General features: G+C 68.6%; 10 protein-coding genes and 1 pseudogene. 5 read left to right on the top strand and 6 right to left on the bottom strand.

Annotated elements, in window-relative coordinates:
* Positions 1-18: 18 nt before the first annotated feature.
* Positions 19-1,479, bottom strand: a pseudogene (locus tag SMD20_RS35230) (MFS transporter); the annotation flags it as partial.
* Between the two features lie 199 nt (positions 1,480-1,678).
* Here SMD20_RS35230 and SMD20_RS35225 point away from each other — a divergent pair.
* Entirely contained in the window at positions 1,679-2,329 is a 651-nt protein-coding gene (locus tag SMD20_RS35225; protein ID WP_329592782.1) for a TetR/AcrR family transcriptional regulator, read from the top strand.
* Positions 2,330-2,556: 227 nt separating this feature from the next.
* Positions 2,557-2,988: a BP74-related protein gene (locus SMD20_RS35220; protein WP_329589587.1), complete on the top strand. Its 432-nt coding sequence runs from the start codon at positions 2,557-2,559 to the stop codon at positions 2,986-2,988.
* Between the two features lie 839 nt (positions 2,989-3,827).
* On the opposite strand, the gene SMD20_RS35215 is transcribed toward SMD20_RS35220, so the two are convergent.
* The gene (locus SMD20_RS35215; protein WP_329589585.1) at positions 3,828-4,409 is read right to left on the bottom strand and encodes a hypothetical protein; all 582 of its coding nucleotides are present in this window, start codon (positions 4,407-4,409) and stop codon (positions 3,828-3,830) included.
* Here SMD20_RS35215 and SMD20_RS35210 point away from each other — a divergent pair.
* A complete protein-coding gene (locus SMD20_RS35210; RefSeq protein ID WP_329589584.1) occupies positions 4,402-4,947 on the top strand; it encodes a hypothetical protein in 546 nt (181 codons plus the stop codon). The genes SMD20_RS35215 and SMD20_RS35210 overlap by 8 nt on opposite strands.
* 136 nt (positions 4,948-5,083) lie before the next feature.
* Here SMD20_RS35210 and SMD20_RS35205 read toward each other — a convergent pair whose 3' ends face one another.
* From SMD20_RS35205 to SMD20_RS35195, 3 genes are all read right to left on the bottom strand, one after another.
* Positions 5,084-6,166 carry an acyltransferase family protein gene (locus SMD20_RS35205; protein ID WP_329589582.1) on the bottom strand — a complete coding sequence of 361 codons (1,083 nt, stop codon included), beginning with the start codon at positions 6,164-6,166 and terminating at the stop codon, positions 5,084-5,086.
* 95 nt (positions 6,167-6,261) lie between these two features.
* Entirely contained in the window at positions 6,262-8,052 is a 1,791-nt protein-coding gene (locus SMD20_RS35200) for an AMP-dependent synthetase/ligase (protein ID WP_329589580.1), read from the bottom strand.
* A gap of 91 nt (positions 8,053-8,143) precedes the next feature.
* Complete coding sequence (locus SMD20_RS35195) at positions 8,144-9,505, bottom strand: acyltransferase family protein (protein ID WP_329589579.1); 1,362 nt, start codon at positions 9,503-9,505, stop codon at positions 8,144-8,146.
* A gap of 531 nt (positions 9,506-10,036) precedes the next feature.
* Here SMD20_RS35195 and SMD20_RS35190 point away from each other — a divergent pair.
* Both SMD20_RS35190 and SMD20_RS35185 read left to right on the top strand, forming a co-directional pair.
* Positions 10,037-12,802, top strand: coding sequence for an AAA family ATPase (locus tag SMD20_RS35190; RefSeq protein ID WP_329589577.1), 2,766 nt, complete (start codon positions 10,037-10,039; stop codon positions 12,800-12,802).
* A 94-nt stretch (positions 12,803-12,896) separates the two neighbouring features.
* Positions 12,897-13,313 carry a hypothetical protein gene (locus SMD20_RS35185; protein ID WP_329589575.1) on the top strand — a complete coding sequence of 139 codons (417 nt, stop codon included), beginning with the start codon at positions 12,897-12,899 and terminating at the stop codon, positions 13,311-13,313.
* A gap of 1,000 nt (positions 13,314-14,313) precedes the next feature.
* On the opposite strand, the gene SMD20_RS35180 is transcribed toward SMD20_RS35185, so the two are convergent.
* Positions 14,314-14,925, bottom strand: coding sequence for a DUF6461 domain-containing protein (locus SMD20_RS35180; RefSeq protein WP_329589574.1), 612 nt, complete (start codon positions 14,923-14,925; stop codon positions 14,314-14,316).
* Positions 14,926-14,941 lie beyond the last annotated feature (16 nt).

Genomic DNA, 14,941 nt, shown 5'->3' with positions numbered 1-14,941 from the left:
GGGCTCCTCTTCCAGGACGGCGGGAGCCGGATGTGCGGCGGGGGCGTGGTGCGAGGCCGCGACGGCGGCCGGGTCGCGGCGCGGGAGGAAGGCGGCGAGCAGGAAGGACAGCAGGGCGGCGCCGGCGCCGATGGCGAGCACGACGCGGAAGCCGTCTTCCGAGGGCAGCTCGGCGGGCCCGAACCGGATGGTCATCTCGGCCAGGATGACCCCGGCCACGGCGCTGGACACGGAGGTGCCGATCGCACGCATCAAGGTGTTGAGGCTGTTGGCGGCGGCCGTCTCGGAGATCGGCACCGCGCCCATGACGAGGGCGGGCATGGAGGCGTACGCGAATCCGATGCCGGCCCCGATGACGCAGGAGACCAGGACGAGCTGCCACACCTCGGACATCAGCACGATGTTGAGGCCGTAGCCGGCGGCCACGATGATCGCGCCGAGCATCAGCGTCACCTTCGGCCCGTACGCCCCGGACACGCGGGCCGCGATCGGCGCCAGCAGCAGCATGACCACGCCGGACGGGGCCATGACCAGGCCCGCGGCCAGCATCGACTGGCCGAGCCCGTACCCGGTGGCCTCGGGAAGCTGGAGGAGCTGAGGCACCACCAGTGACATCGCGAACATCGCGAAGCCGAGCATGATGGAGGCGAGGTTCGTGAACAGCACCTGCCGCCGCATGGTGGTGCGCAGGTCCACCATCGGCTCCCTGGTGCGCAGCTCCCACCAGCCCCACAGCAGCAGCACCACGACCGCCGCGGCGAACAGGCTGATGGTGAGGGCGTCGCCCCAGCCCCAGTCGGCACCCTTGGAGATGGCGAGGAGCAGGCACACCAGCGCGCCGGACAGCCCGACAGCGCCGACGAGGTCGAAGCGCCCGCCGCTGCGTACCGCGGATTCCGGCACGAGCGACAGCACGAGGACGAACGCGACGGCCCCGAGCCCCGCCGCGGTCCAGAACAGTACGTGCCAGTCGAAGTTCTCGGCGATGAGGGCGGCGGCGGGCAGGCCGAGCGCGCCGCCCACGCCGAGCGAGGCGCTCATGGAGGCGATGGCGGAGCCGAGCCGTTCGGCGGGCAGTTCGTCGCGCATGATGCTGATGCCGAGCGGGATGACGCCCGATGCCAGGCCCTGCAGCGCCCGGCCCACGATCATGGGTGTCAGCGAGTCGCTGAGGCCGCAGAGGACGGAGCCGGCGATCAGCAGGGACAGGCTGACGAGCAGCATGCGCCGCTTGCCGTACATGTCACCCAGGCGCCCCATCACCGGCGTGGCGGCGGCACTGGCGAGCAGCGTGGCGGTGATCGCCCAGGCGGTGTCGGCCGCCGGGGCGTTCAGCAGCTTGGGCAGCTCGGGCACCAGCGGGATCACCAGGGTCTGCATCAGCGACACCGCGATCCCGCTGAAGGCGAGCACCACCACGAAGGTGCTCGCCCGCGGCGGGTCGGCCGCGTGCGCGGCCCGGGCGGGGTTTTCGGTCATGCGGGGGAAGCCTCCGTTGCTGCGGGGGAGTCGATGTCAACTGTTTTAAATCAATCAGTTGAGTTAAGATTAGCCGCAGAGATTCTGATCACCGACGGCGGGATCAACGTTTGGCGAAGGACGCACTGCGGCGAGATCATGGTGAACGGCCGTGGACGCAGGACGCAGGGCGATCCAGCACAGCTCAGGTGAGATGGTGATGATGACCGGCAGGACCGCGCGTGCCGAGCGCGTCGAAGTGACCCGTGGCCACATCTTGACGGCGGCGGAGCGGCTGTTCGCCGAGCACGGCGTGTTCTCCGCGTCCAACCGGCAGATCAGCGAGGCCGCCGGGCAGGGCAACACCGCCGCGGTCGGCTACCACTTCGGCACCAAGACCCACCTGGTCCGCGCGATCGTCCGCAAGCACAACGAGTCGATCGAACGGCGGCGCGCGCAGATGGTCACGGCCATCGACGGCTCCGACGACGTACGCGACTGGGTCTCCTGCATGGTGCGCCCGGTCACCGAGCACCTCGCGCAACTCGGCTCCCCCACCTGGTACGCCCGCTTCCTCGCGCAGGTGGGCACCGACCCCGCGCTCAACGCGATCATGACTGAGGAGAACCGCGCCTCCTCCGCGCTGCGACGCAACATCGAGGGCTTCAATCGCTGCCTGCCTGCGCTCTCCCCCGCCGTACGCGCCGAACGGGGCGAGATGATGCGCCAGCTCGTCCTGCACACCTGCGGCGTCCGCGAGCGGGCCCTCGCGGAAGGCACCCCCACCCCCCGCAAGACCTGGCACGACACCGCGACGGGGCTGATCGACGCCCTCGTCGGGCTGTGGCTGGCCCCCGTCACGCCCGACTGACCGTCAACGGGCCGGCCACGGCGGCCGCGCACACCGGCCCCGCGAATCGATCGGCGCCGCGTCACAGACACCACTGCGCCGCAGGGTCGCGGCCGGTCGGACCCGCTGGCCGGCCCGCCGGTGACCACGTTGTCACCGTGACGCAAGAGGCCGTTCTCACCCTGGCGTGATTACTTAGCGTAAGTAACTGCTACTTACAGTAGTCAAAGATTGCGAGAGGGGTCTCCATGCACCACATCCTGACCAAGATCCTCGCGGTACTCGCCGCCCTGGCGACGCTCAGCGTCGCCACCCCCGCACCCGCCCAGGCGGCGACCCCGGCCTACTTCGTGATGACCGACATCACCCGCGAGAACTTCGTCGTCCAGCTGACCGACCCCGTCAAGATCCAGCACGCCCGCGACCTGATCAGCGGCACCACCACGGACAGGCCACACGTCCTCGGACGCATCACCAAGAGACCCGCCCCCTACAACCCGCGCTGGAGCTACCAGCTGAACCCCGACACGATCAGCTTCTTCGACCTCGCGATCGAGGTCTGTGACGCGACCATCCCGTACGTCGAAGACCACCTGGACGAGGCCGGCGGAGCGTTCCTGCCCGGCCTCTTCTGGTGCCCGTGGACCTCCAGGCTCGTCCGCGAGATCCCGGCGCCGTAGCCCTGACGCCCTGACGTCAACACCGCCATCGCGGCCCCCGGAGAACGCTCCGGGGGCCGTCGCGCGGACGACGGCCGGCGCGTTCAGGGCCATGGCGTCGGCATCTCGCCCATCCCGAGGCCAGGAGCCGTGCGCAGGTACGGAAGTCCGCGGGCGACGGCATCGCCCGGAACTCGGCGTTCCAGGACCCGGACGTCTTCGCGACTTTCGGCCTGGCGGTCAGGCCCGACGACCAGGGGCTTGCCATCGCCGAGGCATAGCTGACGTCGCTCCATCCGGCGCTTGAGATCAACACGGACAATGTGGTTGCCGTGGCAAGCTCCTGCCCCCAGGGCGGACTTTGGTAGATCTTTCTACGCTCTCGCGTCGGACGAAATGCCGCCGACGCCTCTTTGGCCTGGGCTTCACCCCCGGTCAGAGCCGTCGATCGCTCCTTTCGGAGCGCTTGACCTGCGGGAACATCCGGTACGCTCGCGCTACCCACAGGCTTCCGGTTTGTCCCTATAAGTCACTTGTCATCACTTTTGTCAGGGATCTGTATGGGTGAATCCGGTCTCGTCCGGGAGGTCCCCCACTTCCATGACCTCAGATATCCAGAAGTTCATTGACGCGACCCAGACGCTCGATGACCACGCGGGCCCACCGGCGGACGAACCTCATGGTGGTCCGCGCACCGACACGGACGGCCGCCAGGACACCCAAGCGAAGCACCAGAGCTCGCACGGGAAGGGCCCGGACTCCCAAGAGCTGGGCCACGACTCTCCGGAGAGGCCGGACACCCCCTCGGGCCCCGACCGGGACAGCACCGGCCAGAACGGCATGTACCAGAACGGATCCCCTCAAGGCGGCTCCCACCATGAGGGTGCCGGCTCATCATCCGTGGCAACCCGTCCTGCACCAGAGCCGACCCACGCCCCCGACGACACGCTGCCGCACGAGAGCACGCCACCGCACGAGAGCGCACCGCCGTCCGGCACACCAACGCCAACGCCTACCTCAACGTCAGGCGGTCCTGCCCCCACGGGGATCCCGCAGCCCACTTCGGGCACACCGACCTCCACCGTGGCCCCGTCATCGACTCCGACTCCCACGACGTCGGAGTCATCCTCCCCCACCCCAACGACGTCGGATTCGTCCTCCCCCACGCCCTCCACCTCTGAGTCCCCTTCAGCCACCCCCACGGCATCCGACTCGCCATCTCCCACAGAGACCGCCACGACCTCCGAGTCACCGTCCGCCTCGGCCACCAGCGAAGCCGAACCGGCCGCCACCTCCACTTCAGCGGCGGCGACGGCGACTTCGACCTGGCCGACCTCCACGCCGGAGGCCGTAGCCGACGAGGGCTCCAATGCCACACCGCCGACCCCCAGCGCCACGGCTTCCACCACCGTCCCCGCACACATCAACGCCGCGGTGTCCACCGAGCAGGCGGGCTCCTCCACAGCGACGATGGTCACCTCGGCCGTGGTGCTCGTGGTCGCCCTGCTGGCCGTGCTCGCGGTGCTCGTGGTCAGGTCTCGCCGGACCCGCCCGGCCACCGCCGGACACGTCGAGCCCGTACCCGCAGCTCCGGTACCCCAGCACGGCTTCGCCAAGCCCAACGAGGACTACCCGTGGACGCGGCAACTCCTCGAAGCCATCGAGACCGTCACCGCCCTCGACGAACAGGACAGTGCCAAACCAAGCGCGCCGCACGACCCGGAGCAGCCCAGGACCGGCTCCGGCACGGACCCTGAGGCGACCGCCCCCTGGGCCCCGCCCGCCAAGCCCTACATCCCGCCTGGCCCGCTGGAGTCGCTCTTCAACTCCGGGCCCCCCGATCCAGGCACCGACCCCGCAGCCGCCTCCCCGTCGGGCAACCTCACCCCTACCGAGAACGAGCCCGTACGCAGGCGGCTCGGCGACCAGCCGGCCGGCGACGATGACGACGACACCATGCCGGGAAGCACCACTCCGTAGTCCTGGCGGCCGAGGCGTCCGGCCGGGACACCGCGTCCCGGTCCGGCGCTCTCAGAGCGTGCCGGTCCCGCTCACAGCAGCCCGCCGGGCCACCGTGTGGGCCGCATACCTGGCCGAACTGCGCACCTGAACGTGGTCAGCGACCTGCCTTCGCCCGAGGCCGGCGGGCGGCCAGTTCGACCCGGACGAACAGCACCACCAGCACAGCCATCACGACCGACGGGGCCACGAGCCACAGCCAGCGCTGGGCCCACCAGCCGGCGGTCGGCTCCGCCGGCAGGGTGCCGCCCAGCCCCTCATAGACCCGCAGCACCACCAGGTACGCGGTCATGTGCCAGAGAAAGATGGTCAGCGCGGCCACGTTGAGGGCCACCACCGGCTTCCAGGCGGCCGGGCGGCGCAGCAGGCGTTCGGCGGCCGGCGTGATCAGGACCAGCAGCCCGAGCTGGAAGACGGCCAGGGCGGCGATGGCGGCGTTAGTCGGGAAGATGTTGGATTCGACGCCGGCGGTGGACACCATCGAGGCGGGGTAGCCCGCTCCCGCTGTCAGCCCGACCAGCCCGGCCAGCCCGGTTCCGGCCACCGCGAGCCGTTGCGCCAGCGGCCGCCGCCCCAGCTCCCAGCTGCGCCAGGCGTAGCCGAGCTGGTGGCAGAACAGCCACACCAGGGCGGCGGTCGCCCAGCCCGCCCAGGTCAGGCCGGCGCCGCGGTGCGCCACGCTGCCGAGGGCGATCAGCAGGACGAGCGCTGCCAGGACCCTGGCTCCGTAGCGGGCGTTCAGGCTCGCGGTGATCGGTACCGTGGCGATCAGCAGGCCGTACACGACCAGGAACCACAGCGGCGTCAGGTAACCGGGGAACCACTCCCACATCCATCGGTGCGAGCCGGGCAGAGCGGCCGCGATCAGCTCGCCGGCGAGCCAGATCAGGGCCCAGGCGGCGGTCGGCCAGAGCAGCCGACGCAGCCGGCTTCTGACGAACCGGCCGGCGGTCGTCCCACGTGCTCGTGCCCGTTGCCAGCCGACCAGGTTGGCGTACCCACCGACCAGGAAGAACACCGGCATGATCTGCAGCACCCAGGTGGCGAGCCAGCCGCCGGGCACGGCGTGGATCGGGTTCGGCATGGTCAGGTTGCCGTCGGCGGTGCGGTGGGTGACCGAAAACGTCCAGTGCCAGAGGGTGACGACCACGATGCACAGCGCGCGGGCGGCGTCGACCACGCGGTCGCGGGACGCCGGCGTGGCCTCGACCAGCCGGTCCAGCGTCGATCGTCGGTCCGTGGCGCTCCGGGGCTGCCGGTCTTCACGTCCTCCGCTCAGCGGTACAGCTCCTCGATGTCGGCCGCGAAGTCCTGGTGAACCAAGGCACGCTTGACCTTCAGGGTCGGGGTCAGATATCCGTTCTGCTCGGTCAGGTCGACCGGAAGGATCCGGAACCTGCGGATCGACTCGGCCCGGCTCACCATCGTGTTGGCCTCGTCCACGGCCGTCTGCAGGCTGGCCAGCAGCTCCGGATCGTCACGGAGCTCGGCCGGGCCGGCCTGCTCGGGCCTGCCTGCGGCCCGCTTCCATGACGCCAGCGCCTCGGTGTCCAGGGTGAACAGCGCGGCGGTGTACGGCCGCCGATCGCCGACGACCACCGCCTGGCTGATCAGCGGATGGGTGCGCAGGCGGTCCTCCAGCGGCTCCGGGGCAAGGTTCTTGCCGCCGGCGGTCACGATGATCTCCTTCTTGCGGCCCGAGATCGTCAGGAACCCGTCCTCGTCCAGGACGCCGAGGTCGCCGGTGAGCAGCCAGCCGTCCGCGGTCAGGGTCTCCCTGGTCTTCTGCTCGTTGCGCCAGTAGCCCTGGAACACGATCGGACCCTTGATCAGGATCTCGCCGTCGTCGGCGATCCGGATCTCGACCCCGGGCAGGGGCGGCCCCACCGAGCCGATCTTCTGCGCGTGGGGCAGGTTCACGGTCGCGGCGGCACTGGTCTCGGTCAGACCGTAGCCTTCCAGCACGGTGATGCCGATTCCGCGGAAGAAGTGGCCCAGTTGTACGCCCAGCGGCGCCCCGCCGGAGATGGCGTAGCCGACCCGGCCGCCGAGCGCGGCCCGCAGCCGCCGGTACACCAGCCGGTCGCACAGGCGATGTGCCAGCCGCAAGCGCCGCCCTGGCCGCCCGTCCTCCAACGCCTGGCTGTACGCCACGGCGGTCCGCTCGGCCCAGTCGAAGATCCTCCCCTTGCCCTGAGCCCTGGCCCGCTGCTGAGCATCGTTGTAGACCCGCTCGAACACCCTGGGCACCGCCAGCAGGAACGACGGTCGCAGGGCGGCCAGGTCCTCGGCCAGCCTGGCCCGGTCGGCGCTGTGCGCCAGGCAGACGCCCCGCTCCAGGCAGGCCACCTGGATCACCCGCGCGAACACGTGTGCCAGCGGGAGGAACAGCAGGGTCGAGGCGTCCCGGCCGAAGATGTCCTTCGGGCTGTCGATCGCGGCGCGCGCCTCGTACAGGAGATTGCCGTGACTCAGCATGCATCCCTTCGGGCGGCCGGTGGTGCCCGAGGTGTAGACGATCGTCGCCAGGTCGTCGGCCGACACCGTCCGGCGGCGCTCACGCAGCCGGACGTCGTCCACGCCCCGCCCCTCCTCGCGGAGGCGGTCCAGGCCGCCGCCGTCGATCTCCCACACCCGCGGCGGCCTGGGCAGGCCCTCAGACGCCTCCTCGACCAGGCGGCGATGCGTCTCGTGCTCGACCACCACCGCGACGGGACCGGCGTCCTCCAGCACCCAGCGGATCTGCTCGACCGAGGAGGTCTCGTAGATCGGGACCGGCACCGCCGCCACCGTCCACAGGGCGTAGTCCGCCAACGTCCACTCGTAGCTGGTGGCGGCCAGCAGCGCGACCCGGTCACCGGGCTGTATCCCGGCGGCGAGGAGGCCGGCCGCCAGAGCGCGAACGTCGGCCGCGAACCGCCCGGCCGTCACCGGACGCCAACCGCCCTCCGACCGGCGCCTGAACAGGACCAGGTCGCCGTTGACCCGGTCGTCGGCGAACACCGCGTCGGCGAGCTGGGTGTCCGGGGCAACGGTTGTCGGAGCGGGGACCGCATAGACACGCATCGTCCATCTCCCTGCGCAGAAGGTCGTCCAGGCGGCACCGGGCACCGCACGTACGGCGGCGAGAAGCAGCCCTTCAGCCTGTTTCCCCAGGTCACCGACCGCACACTTGACCGCCCGGAGTGCTCCGCGGCGATAAGCGACCGGAGCCCGGCAGGACAGGCCGGGTTCGTACCACGCGCAGCACAGCAGCGCCGCACAGGTAAGAGAGCACCCCGGCCCATGAGAGCCCGGTCGGCCCGTGGTAGCCGGGGCCGGAAAAGGCGACGAAGAGCAGCCCGGCCAGCACGGCAGCCAAGCCGAGCACAGTCGCACCATCGCGCCACGGACCGCGTCGCTCGGCGGAGCGCAGCGCCGACCGGCGCAGTTCGATCCGCGCGAAGAGGGCGACCAGGACGACGAGGACGAGGGCACAAGCCGCTATCCACGGCACTCGCCACAGCAGCCACGTCGTGGAGTGCAGCGGGGGCTGCCGCAGTACACCGGTCGGGAACAGCAGAGCGGCCGCGACCACCGCCGCTGTCATATGCCAGAGGAACACGGTCAGGATGACCGCGTTGACCGCGATCACCACATTCCACGGGCCGGTCCGGCGAAGCCATCGATTGGCGGCGGGCGCAAGGGCCAGGACCAATCCGAGCTGCGTGGCGGCGAGCGCCATCAGTGCCAGGGTCGGCGGAGCCGTGTTGTACCCGACCATGGCGACCGGGTACGGGCCCACCACGGTCAGTCCGATCAGGGCGACCAGGCCGCCGGCCACGACCGCGAGCGCCTTGCCACGGCTCAGCCGCAGAAGCCCGTCGCGCCAGCAGAAGCCGAGCTGGTAGATCGCCATCCAGGCGAACAGATAGGTGCTCTGACCGACGACCGGCACGTGCAGGCCCCTCCGCAGCAGGTCGGCGACAGCGACGATGACCACCATCGCCAGCGGGGCGGCCAGCCCCGCGCGGCGGTGCAGCGCGTGCAGCCCCGGCGTGAGCACCATCAGGACGAAGTAGGCCAACAGGAACCACAGCGGGATGGAGGCAAGCCACGCCGCGTGGCCGAGCAGCTGGCTGCTCACCCCGGCTGCCGTCGCTGCCAGTGATACCAGCGGCAGCACCACGAACAGCGCAGTCGCCGGCCGCAGCAGCCGGTCGGTCCGCCTCAGCACCCAGCCGATGCCGTCGCCTCCGGAGGCGCGGTGCGATGCCATCGACGCACTGCCGGCGTAGCCACCGACCAGGAAGAAGATCGGCATCACCTGGAACAGCCAGGTGACCGGGTCCAACCAGCTCAGGACGTCCAGCGCGTTGTACCCGGACAACCTGCCGTCCCGGTAGGTCACGGCGACGACGAACCAGTGCCCGAACACCACCAGGCAGATGGCCAGCGCACGCCACATGTCGACGCTGCGCTCACGACTTTCCGGCGTACGCGCCGCCAGGTCGCGCACCATCGCCGCCAGCCCCCGCATGACTGCAACCCTCGCTCACCATGGATCATCGCGCGACACTTCGCCACCGGAGCGGAGGCAATGGTGACCCCGTCCCCCTGACCTGCGGTTTCTAATCTCGGTAGGCAGTCGTTCGTCAACAGTTCAGCGGGATCGCCCCCGACGTAGAGGGTGATCCCTACTGTGCGGAGTGAGGATCGGGACACGGGCGAGCGGCGTCTCGAGCAGGAGTTGCGAGAGCGGTACGATCTCGATCCGCACGAGTTCAAGCTGAAGAGCTCGGACGTGGAGCAAAGGTCTCGAGTTTCGACGTCTACAAAGGGTCATCCCCAACACCGCACTCGTGCCTCGCTCGGCTCCGAACATGTCATCGACCACACCGAGAAGAACTACACGCCCGGCGTCACCCTCACGACCTACTGCTGATCCATCGTGAATCACAGCGTGCTCGCGAGCAGGCTCATGCTGCGACTGATGATGGTGGAGTGCAAGGCTTTCCCGATGCAGGCGACGAACACTCGTCGTTCTCGGGAGCGACGCCTATCGTGAGTTGTGAACATCCACGGCCGGGATCACGAACTCCACATCTGTCAGACCGCGCTGCAACACACTCCCCTTCCCACTGCTCTGATCATCAGCGGAGAGGCGGGGATAGGTAAGACAGTGCTCTTCCGTGCGATGACTGCACTCGTCGCTGCGAGCGGAGCACGAGTCTTGTCCACGGTCGGAATTCCCGGCGTGGTCGACTTCCCGCTCACCAACCTCATCGATCTGCTCACCCCTGCGGTCGGCGACATCCTGAACGTCATACCTGCGACGCAGGCAAGCGCCCTGCGCGTCGCGCTGAGGATCACCGAGGGGGCGACTCAGCCCGCCGAGGCGCTGCTGGCGTCGGCGACCGTCAATGCGATACGAGCGCTGAGCCACGAGCATCTGCTGCTCGCGATCGATGATGAGCAGTGGCTGGACGCCGACACGAGAAAACTGCTGAGCATCACCGCCGTCCGGCTGGCACAACAGCCCATCGCCTGGCTGATCGCAGGACGCACGGAGCAAATCGAGCGCGGCATTGCTCAAGTCCTCACGCATGAGCTGGGAGCGTCCGTGACCTGGCTGAAGGTGGCCCCCTTGGAGGGGTCCACGTTGACCGGCCTCATTCTCGATCGCTTCCCAGGCACCTGGTCCCCGCAACTGCTCACACACATTCACGAACTGTCCGGCGGTAATACCTACACCGCCCTGGAACTGGCCAGGGAGACCACGGCAGCCCAAGGCCAGGCGGGCTCGAAGGTGCACCTCCCGCTGAGCATCACCGACTCGCTGCGGGCAAGGCTCGCCCGGCTGACCCCGAACACCCTCGCCGTCGTCCAGGCCGCGGCGGTGACTCCACGCCCAACTCGCCGGCTGCTACGCCTTGTGTTCGGCGAAGGGGCGGACACGGCGCTGAACGAGGCATTGGAAGCGGACATCCTTGACATCGTTGCTCCTGCGAACCCGGTCCTCCGCTTCACGCACCCGCTCCTGCGCGCCGTGAGCCACGCGTCCTTGACCGGTGCCCGCCTGCAACGACTGCACGCACGCCTCGCGACCGCCGTCGAGGATCCGGACGTGGCGGCCGGTCATCTCGCCGCAGGAGCCGAGGAACCCGATGAACGTACCGCCGCGACCGTGTACCGGGCAGCTGTCCGCGTTCTCGACAGCGGCGCTCCCGCCCGAGCAGCTCAACTAGCCGAAGCCGCCCTCAGCCTTACTCCAGATCCAGCGCATCCGCACGCTTGGCACCGGCGTTTCCTCCTGCTCGACTGCCTTGAGACGGCCAGCGAGTTCGAGCAGGCGAGAAGGCTGGCCGAAGGCTGGGCGAGCCAAGTGCCAGACAGCCTACGGGGGCAGTTGACGGCCCGCCGGGGACGGTTGCAAACCGACTTCGAGACCGCAGCCGACCTGCTGGAGCAGGCCATGAGTCAGCTCTCCGGAGATCCGACGCAGACGGCACAGGTCGCCGTCGACCTGGCGGTGGTCGCCGGCATCCATTTGATGAGATTGCCGCAGGGTGGTGCGGCGGCGGACCGCTGTGTCAAGAACGCTGAGCGGACCGGTGATCCGCTGGCGATGCGTCGGGCGTTGTCTGTCAAGGGCTTCTTAGCCGGCCTGGCAGGAGATCCCAAGAGTGCCCTCATCTTGCGCAGTGGGTTGGACCTGCCCAGCCTGCATGGAATGGCGTTTCCGTATTACTCGCCAGAGACCCGTCTGGCGATGACACACACCTGGCGCGGCGAAGTTGAGCGGGCCCGTGAACTGCACCTGGAGGTCCTAAAGGCCGGGGAACAGTGCGGCTCTCAGGAGAGTGCCAACGGGACCCGGCTCCATCTCGTGGAAGTGGAATGGCGGGCCGGACGATGGGCGCAGGCCGCCCAGTACGCCGACATCGTCGCGCACTACTGGCGGGTTAGCGGCGCTGTACAGGACGGGCAGCCTGAATACGGCCTCGCCCTGGTTCATGCCGCCCGAGGTCAGGTAGAACGGGCACGGGCCCTCGCGGTTCAGGGCCTACGGGCCGCGGAGGGGCAGAAGTCCATGGTGTTCGCGGGTCAATGCCGTTCGGTCCTTGGTCAGCTCGAACTATCCGTGGACGACCCGGCGGCGGCGGTCGGCTGGCTCGAACCGTTCGCCAGATTCTTCCACGAACACGAATTCGGCGAGCCTGGCCTGTTCACGTTCCCGGCCGATCTGGTCGAGGGGTACGCCCGGGTGGGGCGAATCGACGATGCGGCAGCCGAACTGAAATGGCTTCGGGAGGCCGCCGCCCGGCTTGACCATCCCTGGGCCCGGATCACCGGCGGCCGGGCCGCGGCGGCCCTCCATCTGGCCACCGGTGATCCGTACGCCGCCGTCGAGACCCTCACACCCGCACTCCAGGAAGCCCGCGACCTGGGCCTGCTGCTGGAGGTCGGTCGAGCCCTGCTCCTCCTGGGCATGGCCGAACGCCGCACCCGGGAACGCCGCTCGGCGGCGCGCACCCTCGACGAGGCCATCCACCTTCTCGGCAACCTCGGAGCAGCGCGCTGGGAGGCGTTGGCCCGTGCCCAGAGGGCCCTGCTCGCGCACCTCGCTGACGACCTCCTCACCCCGGCGGAGCAGCGCATGGCCGAGCTGGTCGCGAAGGGACTGACCAACGCGGAGATCGCATCCGCCCTGCACGTAACGCTCAAAACCGTAGAAGGGACACTGACCCGTGTCTATCGCAAACTGGGCGTCCGAGGCCGGGTCGAGTTGACCCGTCGGACCATACTCCCGAGCCGAGGCGGCGACCCCCCTTAACGCACCCGGCCACACGGCCCTCGGCCTCAGGGTTTCCTCCGGTGAACCGCTCCCGCCCGCAGGCGAAAGTGGCATTAGACAGAAGGAGGAACTCATGCAGACCAACGACATTCAGCTCGTCCGGCTCTACACCAGCAAAACGGCAGGCGGCGTGCAGGACGACACCCCCGCCGAGTTGGGTGGCAGCCCGCAGCCGGAGTTCTATCTCAACATCGTCGCCGAGGCTGGCGACAATCTCGGTGATCTCAAGGCGGCCTACACCCTGTACGTGCGCGCTACCTCCACCTCCGGCGGCAGCACCACCTTCACGCGCCAGGTGCTCAGCGAGACCGTCACCGACGGCCAGTACGGGTGGAGAGACCTGAAGAACAACAATGGCTACAGCAAGGACGCGCGCCTGCTCGTCAAGTCCTCCGACTTCCCGAAGGGGGACATCTACCAGTTCGTCGCCATCATCCAGGCCGGCAACGGAATCGTGTCCAAGACCGTGAGCAACGAATTCATCGCGTGATTCCGCGCGGCTGAGCCCAGTCGCGGGGCATCTCCGCACACCACAACGCTTCCTGCGTGTCCTGGGCAGGGTCTCGAGGTTCTTTCGGATGCTTGGCGATTACTCTGTTCTACGAGGGACTTTAGTGAGGCTAAGATCCAAGCCTTGCGACGGCCAGAACTGTATAAGCCACTCCTCAACTCCTCGTGGAGGAGTGGCTTCATCTGGCCAGCTCCAGCCGCTTCCTGGACGACGACTTGCCTTGATCGCCCAGTCACTGGCATTTTTGCGCAGATCCATGGGGACGCTCGGGGGCCCGCTGCCGAACAGCTCGCTCAAGTAGACGAGACCCGAACTGGAGTAGAAGGATGCGGTCTTACTTCTCTCCCAGGAGCCGGAGATATCGGGAGGGGGGCCATCCCATAGCTCCAGGGTGACCGAGGTTTCGTGCCACGGAGCACTGCTCAGGAATACTGCCCAGTTCAAGGTCGCCTCGAACCAGGAGCCATGGTTGAGACGTGCCGATACCTCCTCCAGGCGAGGCCAATCAGGTGGCTCGTCCAGCGTACCCTCCTGATCTCTCAGCAGAAATCGGCTTCTCTCCACTGTGATGACCTCGCGGAGGCGATCAACAAGTTGTGACATTCATTCTCCACATATAATGATGCAGTGTGCTGCCCCCCGCGGAGGCAGCACACTGCATTTAGATGGACATCACGTTTTTGTGTTGACTCGGACTAGGGACTGATTCGCGCGCCTATCCGCAGCCGGTCCCGACCTCGACCGGGAAGAAGCGCCGGCCCGCGCCGACGCCCACGGTGACCAGGACCGTCACCCCCACCCCCACGCGTCCCGCAGAATCGCCTGCGCACCGAGCACGAGTTCGCTGGAGCACATCGGATCGGCGGCCCTCCCACGTTGTGGCAGCCCTGCGTCAGCGCCGAGATCATCGCTGATGGTCAGCCCGACGGCGGGTGGGGCGACAGCCTGGCGACGCGCCGCATGAGCTGAGCGGGGGCCGTCAGGAGGTGGGCCGGATGCAGGAGTGCTGCGCCTCGAACCAGTCGGTGGCCATGTCCGTTCCCGTGAAGCGCCCGATCAGGGCCAAGGCGGAACTGATGCTCTCCTCCCGGTCGACGCGATCGTCGAAGACGTCGTCCGCGCTGATCTGGAAGCGCAGCCCATCCATCAGATGATCGAGCGCGTACGGGTCGTCGCCGAAGCGTAACTCCGGCTGGGAAGGGCTGAACGAGGTCACCAGGCGTCCGTCGCGGGCGTAATGGAGGTAGTCCCTGTTGCTGATGTCCGTGCTGAGGCCGAGGGCGTCGCGGCCGCCTGCGGTGATGGACAGCAGGTGGTCACGGTCGGCGTTTGCCGGCGCGATGCTGATCCAATCTCCGGCCTCGGCGACCCAGAGGGATTCGTCGTCGATGTTCTGATCGAGAATCTCACTCAGGTAGCACGGGGTGCGGGTGGAGAGGTCCAACTGGTAGATCGTAGCGAGGGCGTCGAGGTCCGCACCTTTGATCCAGACGGCGCTGAATCCCAGCGTCCACAGATCCATGTCGCCGTCGAGCCCTTCGGTGAAGAGGGTCGAGGCCAGAAGGTCGTGCAGGTAGGTCGGTGATTGCATGGCCGCCTCTCGGAAG

This window comes from Nonomuraea sp. LP-02 (assembly GCF_036289125.1).
In the GTDB taxonomy this organism is placed as follows: domain Bacteria; phylum Actinomycetota; class Actinomycetes; order Streptosporangiales; family Streptosporangiaceae; genus Nonomuraea; species Nonomuraea bangladeshensis.
Note: the sequence above shows the minus strand (reverse complement) of the source record. Positions and strands in the feature narration are given on the sequence as shown.